The sequence below is a fragment of the Arthrobacter sp. CJL-S3 genome, assembly GCF_056711635.1.
Genome location: NZ_CM160046.1, coordinates 1,890,570 through 1,910,652, shown reverse-complemented (window position 1 = coordinate 1,910,652; position 20,083 = coordinate 1,890,570). Strand labels below are relative to the sequence as shown.

The 20,083-nt window shown below is 65.0% G+C and carries 17 protein-coding genes and 3 pseudogenes; 12 read left to right on the top strand and 8 right to left on the bottom strand.

Annotated features, from left to right (window positions below; translation table 11 throughout):
• The first annotated feature begins 116 nt into the window (after positions 1 to 116).
• Genes AC06G6_RS08595 through catC form a run of 3 tightly spaced genes read left to right on the top strand, consistent with a single transcriptional unit; the run spans position 117 to position 2,465 of the window.
• Complete coding sequence (locus AC06G6_RS08595; protein ID WP_307464311.1) at positions 117 to 1,058, top strand: LysR substrate-binding domain-containing protein; 942 nt, start codon at positions 117 to 119, stop codon at positions 1,056 to 1,058.
• A complete protein-coding gene (locus AC06G6_RS08590; RefSeq protein WP_479828153.1) occupies positions 1,058 to 2,161 on the top strand; it encodes a mandelate racemase/muconate lactonizing enzyme family protein in 1,104 nt (367 codons plus the stop codon). The genes AC06G6_RS08595 and AC06G6_RS08590 overlap by 1 nt, the downstream gene beginning before the upstream one ends.
• 25 nt (positions 2,162 to 2,186) lie before the next feature.
• Complete coding sequence (catC, locus tag AC06G6_RS08585; protein WP_479828148.1) at positions 2,187 to 2,465, top strand: muconolactone Delta-isomerase; 279 nt, start codon at positions 2,187 to 2,189, stop codon at positions 2,463 to 2,465.
• A gap of 50 nt (positions 2,466 to 2,515) precedes the next feature.
• Here the strand turns inward: catC and AC06G6_RS08580 are convergent, their stop codons facing one another.
• From AC06G6_RS08580 to benA, 5 genes are all read right to left on the bottom strand, one after another.
• Positions 2,516 to 5,347 carry an ATP-binding protein gene (locus AC06G6_RS08580; protein ID WP_479828146.1) on the bottom strand — a complete coding sequence of 944 codons (2,832 nt, stop codon included), beginning with the start codon at positions 5,345 to 5,347 and terminating at the stop codon, positions 2,516 to 2,518.
• A gap of 62 nt (positions 5,348 to 5,409) precedes the next feature.
• The gene (locus AC06G6_RS08575) at positions 5,410 to 6,237 is read right to left on the bottom strand and encodes a 1,6-dihydroxycyclohexa-2,4-diene-1-carboxylate dehydrogenase (protein WP_479828142.1); all 828 of its coding nucleotides are present in this window, start codon (positions 6,235 to 6,237) and stop codon (positions 5,410 to 5,412) included.
• Positions 6,237 to 7,808, bottom strand: coding sequence for a benzoate 1,2-dioxygenase electron transfer component BenC (gene benC, locus AC06G6_RS08570; protein ID WP_479828140.1), 1,572 nt, complete (start codon positions 7,806 to 7,808; stop codon positions 6,237 to 6,239). Before benC ends, AC06G6_RS08575 begins: the two co-directional genes overlap by 1 nt.
• A gap of 123 nt (positions 7,809 to 7,931) precedes the next feature.
• Positions 7,932 to 8,468, bottom strand: coding sequence for a benzoate 1,2-dioxygenase small subunit (gene benB, locus AC06G6_RS08565; RefSeq protein ID WP_479828138.1), 537 nt, complete (start codon positions 8,466 to 8,468; stop codon positions 7,932 to 7,934).
• Between the two features lie 36 nt (positions 8,469 to 8,504).
• Positions 8,505 to 9,887: a benzoate 1,2-dioxygenase large subunit gene (gene benA, locus AC06G6_RS08560; RefSeq protein ID WP_479828134.1), complete on the bottom strand. Its 1,383-nt coding sequence runs from the start codon at positions 9,885 to 9,887 to the stop codon at positions 8,505 to 8,507.
• Positions 9,888 to 10,207: 320 nt separating this feature from the next.
• Here benA and catA point away from each other — a divergent pair, with 320 nt between their 5' ends.
• Together catA and AC06G6_RS08550 are read left to right on the top strand one after the other, a co-directional pair.
• Positions 10,208 to 11,104: a catechol 1,2-dioxygenase gene (gene catA, locus AC06G6_RS08555; protein ID WP_479828132.1), complete on the top strand. Its 897-nt coding sequence runs from the start codon at positions 10,208 to 10,210 to the stop codon at positions 11,102 to 11,104.
• A gap of 105 nt (positions 11,105 to 11,209) precedes the next feature.
• Complete coding sequence (locus tag AC06G6_RS08550; protein WP_479828130.1) at positions 11,210 to 12,508, top strand: benzoate/H(+) symporter BenE family transporter; 1,299 nt, start codon at positions 11,210 to 11,212, stop codon at positions 12,506 to 12,508.
• Between the two features lie 181 nt (positions 12,509 to 12,689).
• On the opposite strand, the gene AC06G6_RS08545 is transcribed toward AC06G6_RS08550, so the two are convergent.
• Positions 12,690 to 13,475, bottom strand: coding sequence for an SRPBCC family protein (locus AC06G6_RS08545; protein WP_479828128.1), 786 nt, complete (start codon positions 13,473 to 13,475; stop codon positions 12,690 to 12,692).
• A 97-nt stretch (positions 13,476 to 13,572) separates the two neighbouring features.
• On the opposite strand from AC06G6_RS08545, the gene AC06G6_RS08540 reads away from it, so the two are divergent.
• Positions 13,573 to 14,100, top strand: coding sequence for a DUF427 domain-containing protein (locus AC06G6_RS08540; RefSeq protein ID WP_479828126.1), 528 nt, complete (start codon positions 13,573 to 13,575; stop codon positions 14,098 to 14,100).
• 127 nt (positions 14,101 to 14,227) lie between these two features.
• Here the strand turns inward: AC06G6_RS08540 and AC06G6_RS08535 are convergent, their stop codons facing one another.
• A complete protein-coding gene (locus AC06G6_RS08535) occupies positions 14,228 to 14,662 on the bottom strand; it encodes a DUF7144 family membrane protein (RefSeq protein ID WP_479828124.1) in 435 nt (144 codons plus the stop codon).
• 354 nt (positions 14,663 to 15,016) lie between these two features.
• Between AC06G6_RS08535 and AC06G6_RS08530 the strand changes: the two genes are divergently transcribed.
• The 6 genes and pseudogenes from AC06G6_RS08530 to AC06G6_RS08505 all read left to right on the top strand — a co-directional run bounded on the left by AC06G6_RS08530 (position 15,017) and on the right by AC06G6_RS08505 (position 18,718).
• Positions 15,017 to 15,700 carry a DedA family protein gene (locus AC06G6_RS08530; RefSeq protein WP_479828122.1) on the top strand — a complete coding sequence of 228 codons (684 nt, stop codon included), beginning with the start codon at positions 15,017 to 15,019 and terminating at the stop codon, positions 15,698 to 15,700.
• Between the two features lie 187 nt (positions 15,701 to 15,887).
• A pseudogene (locus AC06G6_RS08525) lies at positions 15,888 to 16,166 on the top strand (sugar phosphate isomerase/epimerase); the annotation flags it as partial.
• A pseudogene (locus AC06G6_RS08520) lies at positions 16,148 to 16,246 on the top strand (D-erythrulose-4-phosphate isomerase 1); the annotation flags it as partial. The pseudogenes AC06G6_RS08525 and AC06G6_RS08520, both read left to right, overlap by 19 nt.
• A 2-nt stretch (positions 16,247 to 16,248) precedes the next feature.
• Positions 16,249 to 16,395, top strand: a pseudogene (locus AC06G6_RS08515) (3-hydroxyacyl-CoA dehydrogenase NAD-binding domain-containing protein); the annotation flags it as partial.
• A 139-nt stretch (positions 16,396 to 16,534) separates the two neighbouring features.
• On the top strand, positions 16,535 to 17,914 hold the full coding sequence (locus AC06G6_RS08510; protein WP_479828119.1) for an MFS transporter: 1,380 nt from the start codon (positions 16,535 to 16,537) through the stop codon (positions 17,912 to 17,914).
• A 27-nt stretch (positions 17,915 to 17,941) separates the two neighbouring features.
• Entirely contained in the window at positions 17,942 to 18,718 is a 777-nt protein-coding gene (locus AC06G6_RS08505; RefSeq protein WP_479828115.1) for an SDR family NAD(P)-dependent oxidoreductase, read from the top strand.
• Between the two features lie 226 nt (positions 18,719 to 18,944).
• Here AC06G6_RS08505 and AC06G6_RS08500 read toward each other — a convergent pair whose 3' ends face one another.
• A complete protein-coding gene (locus AC06G6_RS08500) occupies positions 18,945 to 19,976 on the bottom strand; it encodes an NADPH:quinone reductase (RefSeq protein WP_479828111.1) in 1,032 nt (343 codons plus the stop codon).
• Positions 19,977 to 20,083 lie beyond the last annotated feature (107 nt).

Sequence of the window (20,083 nt, the reverse complement as noted above, 5' to 3'; positions counted from 1 at the left end):
ACATTATTACGCGTGCTAAATGACCTAGTAGTGCTTATTATGGTTATTATTTGAACTAATCACCGCGCACAGGGCAGCATCCTTGAGGCCGGTCCCGGCAGAAGGACGGCAGCACCTTGGACATCCGCCAATTGAACTATTTCATCGCGGTGGCCGAGGAACGGCACTTTGGCCGCGCCGCCAAGCGCCTCCACATGGCGCAGCCACCTCTCTCGCAGCAGATCCGTCAGTTGGAGGACCAGCTTGGCGTGAAGTTGCTCAACCGCACTACGCGGAGGGTGGACCTCACAGCGGCTGGCCAACTCCTGCTGGATCGCGGTCGGCAGATCGTCAACGAGTTGGCGACACTTCAGGCCGATGTCTCTCAAGTGGGTAAGGGCGCCACCGGCGTTCTGAGGGTGGGCTTCTCAGGGTCGGCAACCTACGGCGTTATGCCGCAGATCGCCCGCCTTGCCAAGCAGGTCCTGCCCGGACTGTCGCTGGCGCTGCACGGCGAGATGCTCACACCTTCCATGGAAGCAGGGCTGCGGGAGGGTACGTTGGACGCCGCGTTGCTGCGCCCCCCCGTTGCGTCCCCGGACATCGACTACCGGATTGTGGCCAAGGAGCCGCTCGTCGTCGCGCTTCCCTCGTTCAGCGCCCTGGCGATAGACCGGAACGTGGCCATGCACGAACTGCAGGACCAGGAGTTCATCGCCTATGCACCCGAGTCTGTGCTCTACCGCACCACGTCAGACTTGTGCCGCCAGGCGGGCTTCCGGCCGCGCATTGCCCAGGTGGTAGGAGAGACCTCCACGATGCTGGCATTTGTAGCCGCAGGGGGCGGGGTGGCCGTCATGCCGTCCAGCGTGCGGGCCATTCAACTCGAAGGCGTTGTCTACCGGGAAATTGAAAACGTCCCTGCGGTGGAACTCGCAGTCGCCTGGATGCGAGGGCATCCCTCCGCCCTGCTGCAGAATTTCCTCGAAGTCGTTGACACCGCGACTGCAGAGCCCGGGCACCTGCCCCCGCACCCCGGCCCCGCACCGTTTCCCACTGATGAAAGGCTGACCCGCTGATGAAGATCGCAGCCATTGAGGCGATTCCCTACTCGATCCCCTATCTCCACCCCCTGCACTTCGCCTCCGGATCCGTGCACGAGGCAGACCATGTGCTCATCAGGCTTCGCACCGACGACGGGGTCGTGGGCACTGCCGACACACCGCCGCGCCCCTACACCTATGGGGAGACGCAGAAGTCCATCGTCGCGGTGGTAGAGGATATTTTTGCCCCGCAGCTGATCGGGGTCGACATCTTTGACCGCGAGAAGGTCCAGGAGATCCTGAATCGGACTGTCCACAACCAGACGGCCAAGGGAGCCGTGGATATCGCCCTGTGGGACGTCATTGGCAAGACTCTCGGGCAGCCGGTCACAAAGCTGCTGGGCGGGTACTCCGACTCGCTCCGGGTCTCCCATATGCTCGGCTTCAAGCCTGCCCAGGAATTGCTGGCATTGGCGCTGGAGTTCCGCGAGACCTATGGCATCAACACGTTCAAGCTCAAGACCGGCCGCCGCCCCCTTCACCTCGACATCGAGGCCGCCCGGGTACTGCGGGATGGGCTTGGCGAGGACGCTGAGCTTTACATGGACGCCAACCGCGGGTGGTCCGCCAACGAGGCCGCCGAGGTGCTGCGACGCACGGCGGAGTTGGGACTTCAGTTCCTGGAGGAGCCCGACGATGCGCGCGAAGTCCTCGGGCGCCGTCGCCTCGTGGCGAACTCCCCTATCCCCATTGCCGCGGACGAGTCTGCCGCCAATCTTGGTGAGGCCGCACGGGAAATCCTCACCGGCGGCGCAAACCTTCTGGCTGTCAAGACGGCACGGTCCGGTTTTACCGAGGCGGCCAAAATCGTCGGGATGGCCGAGGGTATGGGCATCGATGTTTATATAGGCAACCAGATCGACACCCAGGTCGGCACGGCTGCCTCGGTGGTCTTCGGCGCCGCCTTCGCCCATACGGCCAAGCGTGCAGCGGAGCTGTCCAATTACCTGGACATGGCCGACGACCTCCTGGCCGAGCCCCTGGCCATCACCGGCGGTCGCATCCGTGTTCCCGAGGGACCGGGCGTAGGCACAGCTGTTGATGAAGACAAGCTCTCCCTGTACCGCTCAGACCGATAACATCCCAACTTCCGAAAGTACACCCGTGAAATATCTGGTCCACATGGACGTAAACCTGCCCGCCGACTTCCCCGCCGCTGAAGCCGCGGAGATCAAGGCCAAGGAAAAGGCCTACTCGCATGAGCTGCAGCGCTCGGGAAAGTGGCCGGAAATCTGGCGGGTGGTTGGGGAGTACGCCAACTACTCAATCTTCGACGTCGATTCGAACGACGAACTTCACGAGATCCTGCAGAACCTGCCGCTGTTCCCGTTCATGGACATCTCGGTGGTGCCGCTCGCCAAGCACCCGTCCGACGTCAAGTAAACGCCGGGCCAAATTACCCCTGCTTGCATCAGAACAAGCTGTGTCCCGGGTCAGTCCTTGGCCCGGAACGCAGCCGCAAGTTCGCTGCGGGAGCGGATCCCCATTTTCCGGAAGACCCGGGTCAGGTGGTACTGCACCGTCTTCTCCGCCAGGAACAGGGCGCGGGCCGCCTCCTTGTTGGTGGCCCCTGCCGCTACCAGTTCGGCCACCGCCCGTTCCTGCACTGTGAGCTGTAGGTGGTGCTCGCTGGCCGCCATGAGCACGGGATCGGCCGGATCGGGCAGGTTACCAATGTCGAGACCTGTTGCTTTGAGCTCACGGTCGCACCGCTCCACGTAGGTGGCCGCCCCAAGGGTGTCGTACAGGTCCCGGGCCACGCGCAGGACCGAGGACGCCAAACGACGTTTGCCCGCCCGGCGCATGCTCTGGCCGAAGGCAAAGCTGATCCGGGCCCGCAAATACGGCCGGTTAAGTCCGCGGAGGTGGCCCAGGGACGCCTCGAAGTGTTCCCTGGCAGTGTCAGGGTCCCCCTGGGCGGCCACGAGCCGGCCCCTTGCCCACGCCATCCGCGCCAGATCCGACGGCACTTCCCGCTCTCGCGGGACCCGTTCAAACGCGGTGAGGAACGAGTCGGCGGCGTCGAGCTGGTCAGTCATGACCAGGGCGTTGACGTAGGTGTCCTGCCAGGGCCAGAAGGACACCCGGTTCTCCGTCCAGGGGTCCAGCTCCGTCAGCGGCTGCAGCACAGCCAAAGCACTTTCATAGTCGGCCCGCGCCTCGTGGAAGCGGGCCCGGGCAAGGCTTGCCGGCACCTGCATGGCCCGGTAGGTCCCCGGCTGCACCGCGGCCTGTGAAACGTAGTATCGGGCCCGGTCCCAGTCCCCCCGCATGGACCAAAGTTCCGCAGCCGTCCAGTAAAGCAGGGGCCGGATCAGCGGCATCCGCGTGGTCTCGAGGCGGACGGAGGCGCGCGCCACGGTGGCGGCAGCCGCATCCCAGTTGCCAAGCACCAGGTGGGTGCGCGCCAGCCAGGCCTCCGCCCACAGGGAAATCCGCATCGAGCCGCCACGGTATTCAGTGGGAGCAGCCGCCTCGAAGTTCACCAACGCCGACTCAACGTTATCAAGGCGCAATGCCAGCCAGCCGGCACCCATCTGCACCCGCTGCTTTTGGGCGTTCTCGGCAGCATGTTCGAAGGCCCGGTGATAAGAGGCCTCCGCCTCGGAAAGCCGGCCCTGTGCATACAGTCCCAAGCCGTAGATCGCCTCTGATTCAATGTGCGCGGGAGTTCCCGGCTGCGTAAGTTCCATGGCCCGTTCAGCCCAGCCGGTGATCAGCGGGCCGTCCCAGGACGCCACCCCGTGCAGGACGAAGCGCTGCGCGACCTGCGCCGCGGCCGCGGGATCACGCTGCGGGTTGCAGGTGCGCCAGGCCATCTCCAGCTGCGTCTGCGCGCTGTCATTTTGTCCGGACACGGTAGAGAGGTATCCCAGGACTGAGGAGCGGAGCGGTGAGGACGGCAGGGCGTCCACTGCCGCGCTCCACATCTGCGCCTGGGCTATATTCCCGGAGCCCACCAGGGCATCCACGGCCCTCAACAGCCTGTCGTTCCGGGACCGGATGTCCTTCGAAAGCCGGGACGCGGAGAACAGTGCCGTCGCGGCATCCTGCCACACCCCCAGCACGGCCTGGCCCCGGGCATACTCCTCCAACTCCTCAGCAAGGGCCTCGTCTGGACCGGGAGTCGCTGCGACGCGGTGCCCCAGACGCTCACCCTCGGCCTGTACGGCCTCAGCTGCCAGCCGGTGCAGCGCAATGCGCCGGCTGGGGACGATCTGTTCGTAGATGGCCTCGGCTATGCCTGGTTCAAAGAACACCACGGAAGAACGGGCCTGATCCACAGTCAGCCCCAGCAGCCCTGCCCGGTGTCCCTCGTCGAGTACCTCCATGACCGACTCCAGCCCGCTGACCTGGGAAACCTCTGCCAGACCCGCGCTGCGTCCAAGCACGGACGCAGCCTCTGCCAGAGAGACCAGCCCGGGAGAGGCCGCTGCCAGTACGCTGCGCATCCGGGCGCGCACCCGGGAGGTCGGGGGCAGGGAGGGAAACCACGACTGCCACGTCTCCGCTGGTAACTCGCGGAGCAGCTCGACGACCGGTTGCGCAATTCCGCCGGTGTGCTGGACCAGCCCGTGGGCCGCCGTGGCACTCAGGTCGATGCCGAGCGTTGTCCGGGCAAGATGCTGGACCTGCTGCGGAGTGAGCGGATCCAGCGGGATACGGGTGACCTGATGACCGGAAAGGAAGTCCAGTGCACCTACGGGGACTCGTGTTGCGTCATCAGGGTTGATCGTGAGCAGGAACAGAATCCGTTTTCCGTGCAGCCTGCGCATGACGAAGGTGAGGATGCGCAGGCTCTCGGCGTCGAGTTTGTGAACGTCGTCGACGGCGACAACTACGGTGCCGTGCGACTGCAGCCCTTCCAGGTGGGCGCTCAGCGTCGACGCGTAGTTGACCACCTGGGCCGGGGTGAGAGCCGCGACGGGGCCCGAGGGAACGGGCGGGCCGCCGTCGTCATCCTTGGCCGAGCGGAGCGGCACCGTGAGCATAAGCTGGGAGTAGCCGGCGAGGGGAAACTGAGCCTCCCACTCGTCGCCCATGGCGGACAGCACGCGGACACCACGGAAGCCGGAGCGGCAGTGCTCAAGAAACAAATCGAGCACTGCGGTCTTCCCGGAGCCCGATGGCCCGGAAATCACCACTGCGCCCACCTCTGACTTGCGGACGGTCCGGAGCATCTCCAACAGCTCCTCGAAGACCCCCCGCCGGCCGACGAGCGGAAGGTCCTCCGCCATTTCGCCGCTTATGGAGCCCGTCGTCATGACCGCAATCCTACTGGAGCGGACCGCCCGCCCCGGGCTGCGGGAATTCATCGCCCGTGGCCTTAGCCCAGGTCCCCGCCAGCAACTGGAAGGATGGTTCCGGTGAGGTACGACGCTTCATCTGATCCAAGGAATACGATCGGCGCGGCCTGTTCGTCCAAGGTCCCGTAGCGCTTGAAGAAAGAAGAATCCACGGTTTGGTCGACGATCACCTGGTACCAGGCCTTTTCCATGGAGGATTCGGCCTCCGGCCCCCGCTGGACCTTGCGCGGCGGCGCCTCGGTACCCCCCGGGGCGGTTGCGACCACGCGGATGCCGCGTCCGCCCACCTCCATGGCCAACGACTGCGTTAGGGCATTGACCCCGCCTTTCGCCGCTGCATAGGGCACCCGGTGCATCCCGCGGGTGGCCACCGATGAAACGTTGACGATGGTGCCGGAGCCCTGTCCCAGCATGGCCGGCAGCACCGCCCGGCAGGTCCAGAGGGTGGGGAAGAGTGAGCGGCGGATCTCCTTCTCGATCTGGTCCTCGTCGTACTCTTCGTACGGGCGCGCCCAAATCGTGCCGCCGACATTGTTGACCAGGACGTCCACCCGGCCGTGGGCGGCCAGCGCAGCCTCCACGGCCTGCTTCGCACCTGCGAAGGTCTCAAGATCTGCGGTCACGGCGGTGGCCGAGCTTCCTGAACCGGAGGCCTGTGCGGCCTCCTCGATCCCTTGCGCCACCTCGTGGACCAGGTCGGACCGGTCCACGAGGACAACGGCGCCGCCCTCGGCCCCGATCCGCTCCGCTACCTTCTGGCCAATGCCCTGGGCGGAGCCGGTCACAAGGGCCACCTTGCCGGCATAGCGGCCCGGAGTAATGAACTGACCAGCATATGGCTGCGGCATCACTGGCCAGCCTTGGCATCGATCGCCGTGGCCATGGTTTCCTTGGCGTCGTGCGCATGGGCCATGATGACCTCCCGCACCCGCGCCTTGTCCTGACGCTCGAAGGCATCAACGACATCAACGTGGTCCTGCGTGACCCGCTCAAAGATGTGCGTCCCGATCTCGAAGGCCGCAGCCATCTGCGCGTGGACATCGAGCCGGCGGTAGGACTCCAGCAGCATGGGGTTATCGCAGATCATAAAGAGGTATTCGTGGAACTCCTCGTTGGTCCGCGCGAACTCACCCGGTTCCTGAACGACGCCGGCCGCCACAGAGCGGGTGGTGGCCTCGGCGAGCCGCCGGAACTGGTGCAGCTGTTCCTCGGTGAGGCGGCCCAGCATCAGCTCGCTCACCGCGAGCTCCAGGCCCATGCGGGCGTCCAGCTGGGCGAAGCTGTCCTCCTTGCGGAAATCCAGCCGGCCGGTCTCCAGCGACGAGACGGCCTCGCTGCGGGTCATCGTGTCGCCTTCGGCCTGGATCTTTTCCACGGGTGCCGGTGCACCGGTCTCGGCGTCGCCGCCGGTGGCCTCCTTCGGGGCAAAGCGCTCGAAGTAGAAGTTGACGGGCTTGATGCCCTCGGCGTCCAGCCATTTCGACACGGCATTGACCATGGGGGGCGGGCCGCACAGGTAGATGTCAACGTCCCCGTCGTTCAGGTGGGACGGCTCGATGATCTGCGTGACATAGCCGGTGTGGGGAGCGGACGTTCCGGGTTCGGAAGCAATGTAGTCCCAGGTGAATCCGGGCAGCTTCGCCTCATATTCCCGCAGCCAGCCCAGGCCGGCGATGTCCGCCTCGCGGGTCAGCCCGTAGATCAGGTGGACCGGCGTCGACGGCGGGTTCTCGGTGAGCTTCTCGAGGATGGACAGGAGCGGGGCCAGACCGGTGCCGCCCGCCAGGAGCAGCAGGGGGCGCTTGGGCTCCCGCAGGAAGAATGAACCGTAGGGACCTGTGAGTTCGATGGTGTCGCCCACCGCCGCCCGGTCGCGCAGGTACTCGGACATCGCGCCCTGCGGCGTTACCCGCACCATGAAGGAGGCGGTGTGAACCTCGGGGCCGCTGCTGAACGAATAGGAGCGCTCCGCGTCGGTTCCGGGGACCTTGAGGTTGACGTACTGGCCCGGGAGGAAGGCCAGGGCGTCGCGGTTTTCGACCTCCAGGCTGAAGGAAACCGTGGTTTCCGAATGCTTGTTGAGTTCCGTCAGGGTGGACGTGAAGGTCGTGGCCGAGGTTTTCGCGGATGCCGATGTGGCAGGGATCTGGATGGCCAGGTCCGACTCCGGGACCGCCTGGCAGGTCAGCATGTAGCCCTTGGCGAGTTCGTCCTCCGTCATCGCGTCGTCAATGAAGTCGCCGGGGTCGAAGGAGCCGGAATCGCAAAAGGCCTTGCAGGTGCCGCAGGCGCCGTCCCGGCAATCTGACGGAATGTTGATCCGGGCCTTGTATGCGGCGTCCATCACCGTCTCGTAGTCGCCTACCTTGATGACTTTGGTGACGCCGTCTTCGAAGCTGAGGGCTACTTTGTGGCCCATGATTTCCTCCTGCTGGGGGTCGCGTCGTCGCGATCCGGAAAGTGCGGATGTGCCTGTGTGGGCACGGGGTTTGGAACCGTCCGCGCCGGTGCCCGGGAAGTGCCGGGCACCGGCACGCGGCCGTTAGATCATGTAGACGTCCACCACGTGGTGGATGTAGTCGTTCTTCAGGATGACCTTCTTTTTCATGATGACCGGCGCCTCGCCGGCGAGGTCGATCGTGTAGAAGCTGGTGCCGAAGTACGTGTCGGTTGTGTTGTAGCGGAAGTACAGGGTGAACCAGTTGAAGCGCACCTTCACCTGGTCGCCGTCGTGCTCCACGATCTCGATGCCTGTGAGGTTGTGCCCGGTGCGGGGCTCCGGGAGGGAGGTTGCCGACGACCGGTCTGTCTTGATCCGGAAGACACGGTCCTCAATGCCGCCGCGGTTATCGTAATAGATGAGCGAGATCTCGTTCTGCGGGTCCTCGGTCAACCGGTCGTCGACGTCCCATGCGGGCATCCAGAACTCGGAGTCCGGGTGGTAGCACTGGAGCCATTCATCGAACTGGCGCTCATCCAGCAGCCGGGCCTCCTTGTAAAGGAAGGCGCGGACGGTTTCGAGGGTGGCGATCTCCTCAGCGCTCTTGAGCGCCGCAACTGTTCTGATCAGGTTTGTCATGGGTTATGCACTCTCTCTGGTTCCACGTGGTCTAGGTCATGCGGTGACAGGAACGGTGTCCAGTGCGGACTGTTCCTCTTCCGCCAGGGCCCGGTCCATGACTTCCTTCCAGTACCCGTGCTGGATGGGGTAGAGCCCCTCGTCCTCGGTGCGCACGCCGGACGCGATCACCTTGGTCATGCCCAGCGCCTTGGCCTGTTCGTCGGGGCCGGCAATCTCGTGGGTAGACCCGCGGGTCATGTCGTTCCACGGCGCCGAGGTGGCCCAGTAGGTCTTGTTGCAGGACCGGAACTCCTCGAGGTCGTCGGGGGTGGCCATGCCGGTGGCGTTGAAGAAGTCCTCGTACTGCCGGATGCGCTTGGACCGGTTCTCCTGCGATTCGCCCTTGGGTGCGATGCAGTAAATCGTCACCTCGGTCTGGTCCGCGGAGATGGGACGGAAGTGCCGGATCTGCGAGGAGAACTGGTCCATGATGTAGACGTTCGGGTACAGGCAGAGGTTTCGCGAGATGTTGATCATGAAGTTCGCCATCTCCTCGCCGTACTTGGCAACGAGCTCCTCGCGGCGGTCCCACAGCGGGCGGTCCTCCGGGTTGGTCCATTCCTGCCACAGCAGCAGGTGACCGTGATCGTAGGAATAGAAGCCGCCCTTGACCTTGCCCCACTTGCCGGCGTCCATGGCCTTGGTGGTGTTGGCGGAGTCGCCGGAGTTGCGGCGGGCCGTGGTGGCGGCGTAGTTCCAGTGCACGGCGGTGACGTGGTAACCGTCGGCGCCGTTCTCGGCCTGCACCTTCCAGTTGCCGTCGTAGGTGTATGTGGATGCCCCACGCAGCACTTCGAGGCCCTCCGGCGACTGATCCACGATGGAATCGATCACCTTGGTGGCGTCACCCAGGTGCTCTTCGAGCGGGAGAACGTCAGCCTTCAAGGAACCGAACAGGAAACCGCGGTACGACTCGAAGCGGGCAACCTTGGTGAGGTCGTGGGAACCCTCTTTGTTGAAGCTCTCCGGGTAGCCGGCGTTGCGTGAGTCCTTGACCTTCAGCAGCTCACCGGAGTTCTTGAACGTCCAGCCGTGGAACGGGCAAGTGAACGTCGTGCGGTTGTCCGTCTTCCGGCGACACAGCATGGCGCCGCGGTGGGAGCACGCGTTGACGATGCAGTTAAGGTTCTCGTCCTTGTCTCGGGTAATCACCACGGGGGTGCGGCCAATGTTGGTGGTGAAGTAGTCCCCCACGTTGGGAATCTGGGACTCGTGCGCGAGATAAACCCAGTTGCCCTCGAAGATGTGCTTCATCTCCAGTTCGAAAATCTCCTGATCGGTAAAAATTTCGCGCTTGGCCCGGATGACGCCGTTCTCACGGTCGTCGATCACTGCGTCGGCAAGGACCTCACGGACATGGTTCAGGTTCTCGGTCATGGCTGCTCCTTCATTGGAGAGTGCTGTGCGGATTGGCGGCAGGTCAGGGTCAGACGGTGGCGCCGACGGGGAACGTTGTCCGCCAATTTTGTCCTATCGTGACCACCCTCACATCAGGCAAATACCTAGGTTCGACCAAGGGTGCAACTATGTAGGCTTTATGACACAAAAGCCCCCAAATAGATATTTGTGGCGTCCTTATCGCGAGGCTTACCATGAGACAGACATCACGCGCAGCCACGTCACCGCGGATTCAAATCCTGACGCACGGAGGCTCGCAACGGGTGCAGGGACCTTTCCTCCCCTGTTCAATGAAGAGTATGGAGAACACCATGACTGAGACCCAAGCGGACACCCGCACAGAGGACGAGGGCACTGCCGTCGAAGCCGGCTCAAAGGCCACCGAACGCTTCACCGCCTCAGGAAAGCTCGCTCATCTGGATGTGCCGAAGGAACGGGTGAGCCTGCTGGCAGGGGCACTTATCAAGGCCGCCAACGACATCGTCGTCGAACACCAGGTCACCTACGAGGAATACAACGCACTCAAGGCCTGGCTGATCAAGGTAGGGACGGACGGGGAATGGCCGCTGTTCCTGGACGTGTGGCTGGAACACACTGTCGAGGACGTCAACTCCCAGGACCGTCCAGGCACCGTGGGCACCATCGAGGGACCCTACTACGTGCCCGGCGCCCCCGTGCTCCAGAGCCCTGGCACCGTGGAGATGCGCGAGGACGAGGAGGGCACCCCGCTGCACTTCACGGGCCACTTCACTGACACCGAAGGCAATGCAATCCAGGGAGCCCAGGTGGAAATTTGGCACGCGGACAGCGCCGGGTTCTACTCCCAGTACGCCCCGGGCCTCCCCGAGTGGCTCTTCCGCGCCACGGTCAAGGCAGACGACGACGGCCGCTTCGAAATCAACACGATGCGCCCGGCGCCGTACCAGATTCCCACCGACGGAGCTTGCGGACAGCTGATCAACGCGGCCGGGTGGCACGCCTGGCGCCCGGCGCACATCCACATCAAGGTCTCCGCGCCCGGCTTCCAGCCTGTCACCCAGCAGCTGTACTTCCCCGGCGATGCTCACAACGCCGATGACATCGCATCGGCAGTCAAGCCCGAGCTGATGCTGGACCCGCGTCCGCGCACGGACGGCCAGACCGGCGAAGAAGTGGTCTATGACTACGTCCTCGCCAAGGAAGGCCAGCACAAGTAGGAACCACCCCTCGCAATCGGTGCCGGCCCCGGATCTGGCACGGAAGGCGCCCCGGAGTGTCAGCTCCGGGGCGCCAGTATTTTTCCGCCGATCCCAGGAGCCAGAATGCCGCGATCCCGTCTGATCCCGCCCGCCATGCCCCACGCGGAGGCCGCTGTGGCTGCGGAGTCCCAACCGCTGCTTGAACGCCCCGAGGGTCGCCCCGCAGGCGTACGCCAATTCCTCCGTGACCTGGGCCCTCCCTATGTATCCAATGGGGTGATCGGTCTCATCTTCTCCAGCTCCGGCCCGATAGCGGTCACCTTGGCCGTTGGAGCAGCGGGCGGACTTACCCAGGGCCAGCTCGCATCCTGGGTGTTTGCCATCCTTTTCTCGGGCGGGGCCGCGACAGTCTTCATGTCGCTCCTCTATCGCCAGCCCCTGGGCTTCGCATGGTCCATTCCCGGCACGGTGCTCCTTGGCCCGTCGCTGCAGCACCTGTCCTTTCCTGAGGTCGTCGGCGCCTTCTTCACGTCCGCTGTTCTCATCCTCGCCCTGGGTGCCACCGGAATGGTGCGGCGCATCATGGCGGCGGTCCCGATGCCCATTGTGATGGCCATGGTGGCCGCTGTGTTCCTGAAATTCGGCACGGACATCGTCGCCTCAACCCAGGCCAACCCTGTGGTTGCTGTCCCGATGGTGGCGGCATTCCTGGTCCTCACAGCCGTGCCCGCCCTGGGCAGGTTCGTTCCGCCGGTGCTCGGCACCCTTGTGGTCGGTTGCCTCGCAGTGGCGGCAAGTGGCCAATTTGCCCTCCGGGACGGCGGGCCAATCCTGGCCACCCCCGTCTTTACGCTTCCTGAGTTCACCTGGGCTGCCCAGCTCGAGCTGGTTGTTCCCCTGGCCCTCACCGTGTTGTTTGTTCAGAATGGTCAGGGCGTCGCCGTGCTCCGCGCCGCCGGCCACAATCCGCCGGTCAACGTCTTCGCCATCGCTTCAGGCGCGTTTTCCTTGCTCAACGCCTGCTGCGGCGCCGTTTCAGCCTGCGTGACCGGGCCCACCAACGCCCTCATGACCTCCTCGGGAAGCAGGCAGCGCCAGTACACAGCTGCCGTCGTGTTCGGCATCCTGGCCATGGTCTGTGCCCTCCTGGCCCCCACCCTCACCCGCCTCATGCTCGCCGCGCCCAAGGAATTCATCCTGGCCCTGGGCGGCATTGCGATGTTGCGGGCTCTCCAGCAGGCCTTCGTGACCGCCTTCGCCACAGCCTTCACCCTGGGGTCCCTGGTGACATTCGTCGTCACCATCTCCGGTTTGAGTCTCTTCAACATCCATCCGGCGTTCTGGGGCCTCGTCACCGGCTACACGGTGTCCCGACTGCTTGAACGCCCGGACCACGCCAAGTCCCAACGCCAAGATCGCTAGTGGCACGTCTTGCGCGTTCGGCACCTGACCCCTTCAATTCCCCGTACTCCTGCCAGGCAGCTTCGCGCAATTGCACCTGAACGAGCGGCCAGAGCTCCTCGCCGCGCTGCTCAGTGACTGGCTTGACCGGGCTCGCCCGGACGACAGGTGACGGCCTTCCCCAGAGGTTCAAGGAACGCTGCTAAGCGTTGCCCTCCGCGCGGCTCCTGATCCCTTGGAGCATCCGCCGGGACATGATGAAACTGGCAACCTCCACCGCCTCGACCAGGCACCGGGCCCACCACTGCCGGTAGGCATACCGCTCCCGCACCAGCAGCCGGGTGGTGCCGCCGGGCCGGGGCTGCAGGACAAATGCCCAGGAAAAATCGAACGGGCCGGGCGGGGAACCGGGAGGAACGCGCAGCACAAGGGCGTGGCCCGGCTCCACCAACCCCACTTCCAAGTCCGCGGAAGCAGCCGGTGCCAGATGAAAGCGGTCGCCGACCTTGATGTCCTGCCACTCCGGGTGGATACGGTCAGCACTGTGGATGTCCAAACCGGCCAGGTTTTCAAGGAAGTCGTAGCTGTAGAGTCCGCCGCGTCCCTGACCCATCTGCGCCAGCCAGGGCCACACCGCATCCACCGGAGCCTCGATGGTGATCGCCCGCGTTAACTGCAGGCCGGCACTGGCCAGGAAGTCGTCGCCCGGCAGCCCGCCGTCGGCTTCGGCGGGGGTGGCACCCCAGCGCAATTGAAAGCGCCGGAACAGGAAGCCCGATGCCACCAGCCCCACGAACACCGCGGCTGGCTTGTAAGGCTGTTTCATGATTTGGGGCATCGTCATCGGGCAATCCTCCAGACCGCCGAGTCCGCTGTCACGGGCCATAAGCCCCGAGGCCCGCCCACTCCGAAATGGATGTCCGGCGCTAACCCCCGGTTTGGTAACCAACGTGGCGCTTGGTTTCATCGGGTTCAGTGCTGAATTCATTCACGCCTTCCACTACACCGTTCAGGAGCACGTCCAGGGGTCCCAGGAACCCGGGCATTCACGGTGGCCTCCCAGCAGAAGATGGCAACATGGGGAGATGACTCCCGTTCAAGGTTTTTCCGGCTATTTCCGGCGTCCCCAGCCCATCAAACCCAGGGCCGGTCAGGAATCGGTGTGGGACTACCCGCGGCCGCCACGGGTCGAGCCGCGATCCGAACGGGTTATCGTGCGGCTTGGCGGGCAGGTTATAGCCGACACCACCGATGCAGTCCGCGTCCTGGAGACGAGTCATCCCCCTGTCTACTACCTGCCCTTTGACGCTTTCCCTGCCGGTGTACTCGTCCCGGTCGAGGGCACCAGCTTCTGCGAGTTCAAGGGGGAAGCGCACTACTTCGACGTCGTTTCCGGCGGAGTCGTTGTTCCCCGTGCCGGGTGGACCTACCCGGAACCCTCCCGGGGTTTCGAGGCGCTCAGTATCCGGGTGGCCCTCTACCCGGGTCACATGGACTCCTGCGAGGTCGACGGCGAGCAGGTGACCTCCCAGGAGGGGGACTTCTACGGCGGTTGGATCACCGCGCAGATCGTTGGTCCGTTCAAGGGTGGCCCGGGCACGGCGGGGTGGTGAGCGCATCGCCCTTGCGCCGGGACGGTCCCATCGGAGCGCCGGCGCGGGATGTCAGGATGCGGAACCGGGGCACCCTGCCGGTTTCCCTTGCCTTCCCGGTCAAGTGGAAACTCGTTTGCTTCCCAGTTCAGGAGGCGACGTTCGACGGCGTTTCACCGGTCCGTAGCTCGTCGCCGTGGGCGATGATCGCGTAGATGATCAGCACGTCGATGGCGATGACGATCAAGGACCACCACGGCTGCGCCGGAATCAGCATCAGCTGAACGACCGCACTGACGCCCGCAACGACGACAGCAACGATTCGAGCCCACGTTGCACCGGAGAAGAGCGCGACAGCGGTGAGGATCAGGAGCACCCCGAGAGCCACATTCCACCAGCCCCAGCCCTCCGCGTCGAAGAGGAACAGCGCGCCCTGGGTCGACAGGTAGTAGGTATCGGGCCCGGTGAGCGCGACGAGACCTTGAAGGCCGCTGAAAACGCCGTTGATGATCAGAATGACTCCGGCGAAACGGACCCAACCGGTCCAGCCAGTTGAAGCGACAGGATGATGGGCAGTACTCATTTTGTCGACCGCTTTCCGTTGAAATGTTCTGCCGTCGGCCTTGTGGTCGGCGCAGTCGTGTCGTGAAGCTGGTACCGATTCCGCTGATGTTCCTCACAGTCCGGGCCGGTCAAGCGGGATCCGACGGACCGCTGCAGCTCCATCCTGTGCCCTCTGTGAAGTGCGGCACCTCATCCGCTCCGGGTGAATTCACGCACCGGGTCAGGGTGTGACTGCAGCGTGCTCTTGACGCGGCCCGGGCCACAAGGGTATACAAGGGCCATCCCGGTGTCGTCGCGGGCGCAACGACCGCAAAATAACCGCGGGGAGCGCGGGACCGCCATGAGGAAGACACGGCGGAGTGAGGTGTGAGCGATGACCGGATTTTCTACCCTCCGCTTCGTGGCGCTCGGCTGGGCAGGCTTCGTCGCCGCGGAGGCAGGGGTGGCGGACGATTGGCCGTACTACTTCGGCGTCTTCGTGATTGTGCTGGCCCAGTGCGCCGGTGTACCGCTTCCCGCCGTGGCCGTTCTGCTTGGGGCCTACGCCTCGGCACGCCACGGAGATCTGAACCTTGCAGCCGTGATCGCGGTCGGCAGCCTGGGCGCCATGCTCGGGAGCACTATTGGCTACATACTTGGGCGCGTGGGAGGCCGCCCGTTGATGCTGCGACTTGCACACCGCTTCCACGCCGACGAGAACCGCATCGTCCAGCTGGAGTCGTTCTTCGACCGGCACGGCGGCACAGCCTTGTTCTTCGGCCGCTGGGTCATTGTCGTCCGGCTCTGGGGCGCCATTGCCGCGGGGGCTGCCAAGATGCCGTGGCCCAAGTTCCTGCTGTGGACCGTCACAGGGTCCATTGCCTGGGTCGCGAGCCTGAGCGTTCTCGCCGCCCTGGCCGGTGCTCTCGCACAGGCCATCGGTGACGCTCTCGACATCGGCGGCTGGGTGCTGGTCCCCATCGTCGTGCTTGGCCTGGTGATCGTCCGCCGCCGGCGCAGACGCCGGAAGCTCAAGCCAGCGGAAGGGTCAGGGGACGGCGTGCCCGACGCCGAATGAAGCCGGCGCCTACGTGACCGACGACCGGCGTCCCCAGCGCCAGCAGGTCAGTGCTCCAGTCAGGGCCGGTTCAGAGGTGACCCTTCACAAGGCAGGGCCACCCCCGAAAGGTTTTGAGTGGCGCCAGGACAGTCAGCGTGTCGTTGACTCCATCCTGCCTGTCGCGCGCAGTTCCTAGGAAACAGGATTGCAGTTCCCGGGAACCGACGCCGCGGGAACCGAGATCAACGACGCCGAGGCCTCCGCCAGGGCCGAGGTCCTCACCGAGGTCAAGGACGCAGGATTCACCAACGCGGACCTCACCGACAGCTGGGTCCGCCCCGGTGACCTCAGCCCCGCCCGCCTCGCCGAATTCAAGCAGACCGCCGCAAACGTCGGCATCGGCATCCCCGTCATCTCCGCCATCCGCCGCAGCGTCATCGAGGAAGGCAACGGGGAAGCGAACCTGGCGAATGGCTCAGCCACCGCTTCGACGAGACCTCTTCCTCCGCCGCCAAGGTGGACGCCATCTGCTCCTATGAGCCCCACTACACGAAGGCAGTCTGATCATGACCGAATCAACCACCACCGCGGCCGCCCTTAACGCCGCCCGCAAGATCGCCGTCGTCGGCTCCGGGTACATGGGCCGCGGGATCGCGCAGGTCCTGGCCCTCGGCGGTGCCCGGGTGGCACTGGCAGACGTGTCCGCCGAAGTTGGCCCAGCCCCCATCAACTGAGCCCCTCCCGGGCAAGCGCGGTTGCACGGAATTTGGTGACTATTGCGCCACAGAGTGGTAAACCAGAACTGTTCCGCTGAGGAACCCGGCTGGCTCGTTTCTGACAGCGAGGTGCACCATGACGTCCAGCAATCCTGCTAATCAACTCGACGAGCTTGGCCAGCGCACTCTGCGCCGGGTGCGCCGCCGCATTATGCCGCTCATTGTCCTGCTCTACTTCATTGCGTATCTCGACCGGAACAATGTCGGCTTCGCGAAGCTGACCATGAGCGAGGACATTGGCCTGAGCGCATCTGCCTATGGCCTTGGCGCAGGCATCTTCTTCCTCGGCTACGCCCTGCTGGAAATCCCGAGCAACGCCGGCATGTACAAGTTCGGCGCCCGCAAATGGATCGCCCGGATCCTCATCTCCTGGGGTATCTTCGCCACGGCCATGTGCCTGGTGACCGGCGAGACCAGCTTCTACATCATCAGGTTCCTGCTGGGCGCGGCCGAGGCAGGGTTCTTCCCGGCCATCCTGTTCTACCTGACCCTGTGGTTCCCGGCCGCCCAGCGCGTCACGGTGCTGGGCATCTTCATCCTGGCGCAGCCCATCTCCAACGCCCTCGGCGCACCCGTTTCGGGCCTGCTGCTGCAAATGGACGGAACATGGGGCCTGCAGGGGTGGCAGTGGCTCTACATCATTGAAGGCATCCCGGCCATTATCCTCGGCATTCTGACCCCGGTCCTGATGACCGACCGTCCCAGCCAGGCGCATTGGCTGGCCGACGACGAGCGCGAATGGCTGACCACAACCATGGACGATGAGCTTGCCCGACACCAGAAGGGGCGGCCGCATCACTTCCTGGCCGGCCTCAAGGACCCGCGGACCATTGCCTACTCCGCGCTGTACTTCGGACTGGTCTGCGGTATCTATGGACTCGGGCTGTGGATGCCGACGATCGTTGCCGCACTGGGCGACTTCACTACCACGCAGGTCGGTTTCATCGTTGCCATCCCCTACACAATTGCGGCGGTTTTCGTGTACTTCTGGAGCAAGCGCTCGGACCGGACCGGCAACCGGGTCCTTCATGCGACCCTCAGCATGGTCATGGCGGCCATTGGCCTCCTGGCCGCCGGCTACTTGGTCCAGGTCAACGCGATCCTGTCACTTCTGGCCCTGACCCTGGCGGCAATGGGTATTTACTCCGCCATTGCCCCGTTCCTGGCCATGCCTGCGACGGCTCTGGTCGGCGCTGCGGCAGCGGCCGGGCTGGCGATGGTCAACTCGCTCGGTAACCTCGGCGGGTTCGTGGCTCCCTACGCCGTGGGGCTGTTCAATGACGCCACCGGAGACAACCGTTCCGGCCTCGTGTTCCTGTCAGCCTGCCTCGGCATCACCGCTGTGGCCACCTATCTCTACGCACGCAAGCGTCCGGAAGGGCATGTGAGGCCCGGTACGCCGGCCACCGTCGGCGAGGAAGCTGTAGCCGCCGACGACTTTGACATCAAGAGCTGACAACCAGGTGACAAGGGGCTTGAGGACATGACTCAGCAAGCAAAGTTCCCGGCAGAGCGGACGGCGGTGCTGACCGGCGCCGCCTCTCCGCGCGGCATCGGACGGGCGACGGCTGAAATGCTCGCCGGCGGAGGCTGGGCGGTGGCGATCCTGGACATCGACGGCGGCGCGGCGCGGAAAGCGGCGGAGGAAATCACCGAAGCCTACGGCGTCAAGGCGGTCGGGGTTGGCGCTGACGTGTCCGATCCGGCCGCCGTCAACGCTGCCATCGATGAGGTCGAATCCACGCTGCCGCCGATCATTGGCCTGGCCAACCTGGCAGGCATCAGCTCACCCACGGAGTTCATGGACGAGACGCTCGAGGCCTGGGAGCGGGTGTTCAAGATCAACATGACCGGTACGTTCCTGGTCACCCAGCGCGTGCTCAGGGGCATGATCGAGCGGAAGCTAGGCAGGATCGTGAGCGTCTCGTCCATCTCCGCCCAGCGCGGAGGCGGGACCTACTCCAAGGTGGCCTACAGTGCCTCAAAGGCTGCGATCATCGGCTTCACCAGGGCACTGGCCCGGGAAATGGGCCAGCACGGTGTCACCGTCAATTGTGTGGCCCCCGGCCCCGTGGACACTGACATCATGGGTGGAACCCTGACGGAGGAGCGAAAGGCCGCCATGGCGGCAGACATCCTCGTGGGCCGGGTGGGAACCGTGCGGGACATCGCCGCGCTGATGGTATTCCTCATGGGCGAGGACGCCGGCTTCATCACGGCCGCGACGTATGACATCAACGGCGGACTGCAGATTTCCTGAAGAGAATGCCGTCTGTCTGAGTGGCCTTTGCCCTTCTCCCGCAGCCGCACCAGGAGACGAAGGAATCTCATCCTCGGATCTACTCCCCGGCTTTGAGACTTCCGGCGATTCGGAGGCCGGGGTCTTCAGTGCCGGGGTACCGGTCCGCAGGGCGGGCTGCTCGGGCGGCTCAGCGCCGCGCCTGTACGGCGTGATGACCCCCGCGAGGCCCCCGAGGCGTTATCGGCTAGCCCGCTGACACATCGATCAGCACCTTGCCGACGATGCCCGCTTCCACCGCAGCGTGGGCCTCAGCCGTGTCAGTCAGGTCAAAGCGATGCAGCGGCAGGCCAGCGGCCTCCCCCACCGGAAGGGCGCCGTCGGCGAGGGCCGCATTGATGTCCTCGGCGGCAGCGTGCACCGCTTCCATGCCAACGGTGTAGAGCAACACGAACTGGTAGCGGATATTGAGGCTGAAATGCCTGCGTACGTCCAGGGTCACCTGATCGCCGCCGTTGTTGGCGTAGACCGCGACTGAGCCGCGGTTGCGGATTACTGCCAGGTCGAGTTCCGCGTTCCGCGCGGGCGCCACCTCCACGATCTGGTCGACGCCGTCGGGAGCGATCCGTCGGATCTCCGCGGCGGCGTGGGTTTCCCGGTAATTGATGACGTGGTCGGCGCCGGCGGCCGTGGCCAGCGCAGCCTTCGCCGGTCCGCTCACGGTCGTGACCACTACGGCGCCGGCCCACTTGGCGAGCTGGATCGCCGCATGGCCGACGGCGCCTGCCCCTCCAGCAACGAGAACTACCTTGCCGTCCAAGGCGCCCGGGCGCAGCCGCCGCGGGCCGTCCTCGGCGATGGTGAGGGCCCGGTGGGCGGTGATCGCGGGAACGCCCAGGCTTGCGCCGAGGTCGAACCCGGCATTCTCCGGCAGCGGAAAGACCCGCCCGGCCGGCAGGACGGCGAACTCCTGCGCTGTCCCGCCGTCGGCGCGCTGGTAGGCGGCCAAGGCCAGCCAGACCCTGTCGCCGACGTGGAGGTGCTCGACGCCCGGTCCGACGGCGTCCACCACTCCGGCGCCGTCCTGGTTCGGCACGACCTCCGCGAAGGGCAGGGGCTCCCCCGGTTTGGCACCACGGCGCGACTTCCAGTCGGTGGGGTTCACCGCGGAGACCACTATCCGCACGCGCACCTCCCCGCGCCCCGGGTCCCGGATCACGCGGTTGACGAGCTCGAGAACAGACGGATCGCCGGTGGCACGGTACACGATTGCTTTCATACTCAGACCTAACACCGGCCCGGACCGAAAATTCCCGCCGGGTGCCGGACCGGTGCTGGGCACGAACCGGTATCAGATGCCCCCTCAGTGAGCCTATGGCGGGGCAG

Coding starts and splice junctions, on each gene's coding strand:
- AC06G6_RS08590 (WP_479828153.1), top strand. CDS start 1,058: ATGAAGATCGCAGCCATTGAGGCGATTCCCTACTCGATCCCCTATCTC.
- AC06G6_RS08580 (WP_479828146.1), bottom strand. CDS start 5,347: ATGACGACGGGCTCCATAAGCGGCGAAATGGCGGAGGACCTTCCGCTC.
- AC06G6_RS08575 (WP_479828142.1), bottom strand. CDS start 6,237: ATGCCGCAGCCATATGCTGGTCAGTTCATTACTCCGGGCCGCTATGCC.
- benC (WP_479828140.1), bottom strand. CDS start 7,808: ATGGGCCACAAAGTAGCCCTCAGCTTCGAAGACGGCGTCACCAAAGTC.
- benB (WP_479828138.1), bottom strand. CDS start 8,468: ATGACAAACCTGATCAGAACAGTTGCGGCGCTCAAGAGCGCTGAGGAG.
- benA (WP_479828134.1), bottom strand. CDS start 9,887: ATGACCGAGAACCTGAACCATGTCCGTGAGGTCCTTGCCGACGCAGTG.
- catA (WP_479828132.1), top strand. CDS start 10,208: ATGGAGAACACCATGACTGAGACCCAAGCGGACACCCGCACAGAGGAC.
- AC06G6_RS08550 (WP_479828130.1), top strand. CDS start 11,210: ATGCCGCGATCCCGTCTGATCCCGCCCGCCATGCCCCACGCGGAGGCC.
- AC06G6_RS08545 (WP_479828128.1), bottom strand. CDS start 13,475: ATGAATTCAGCACTGAACCCGATGAAACCAAGCGCCACGTTGGTTACC.
- AC06G6_RS08540 (WP_479828126.1), top strand. CDS start 13,573: ATGACTCCCGTTCAAGGTTTTTCCGGCTATTTCCGGCGTCCCCAGCCC.
- AC06G6_RS08535 (WP_479828124.1), bottom strand. CDS start 14,662: ATGAGTACTGCCCATCATCCTGTCGCTTCAACTGGCTGGACCGGTTGG.
- AC06G6_RS08530 (WP_479828122.1), top strand. CDS start 15,017: ATGACCGGATTTTCTACCCTCCGCTTCGTGGCGCTCGGCTGGGCAGGC.
- AC06G6_RS08510 (WP_479828119.1), top strand. CDS start 16,535: ATGACGTCCAGCAATCCTGCTAATCAACTCGACGAGCTTGGCCAGCGC.
- AC06G6_RS08505 (WP_479828115.1), top strand. CDS start 17,942: ATGACTCAGCAAGCAAAGTTCCCGGCAGAGCGGACGGCGGTGCTGACC.
- AC06G6_RS08500 (WP_479828111.1), bottom strand. CDS start 19,976: ATGAAAGCAATCGTGTACCGTGCCACCGGCGATCCGTCTGTTCTCGAG.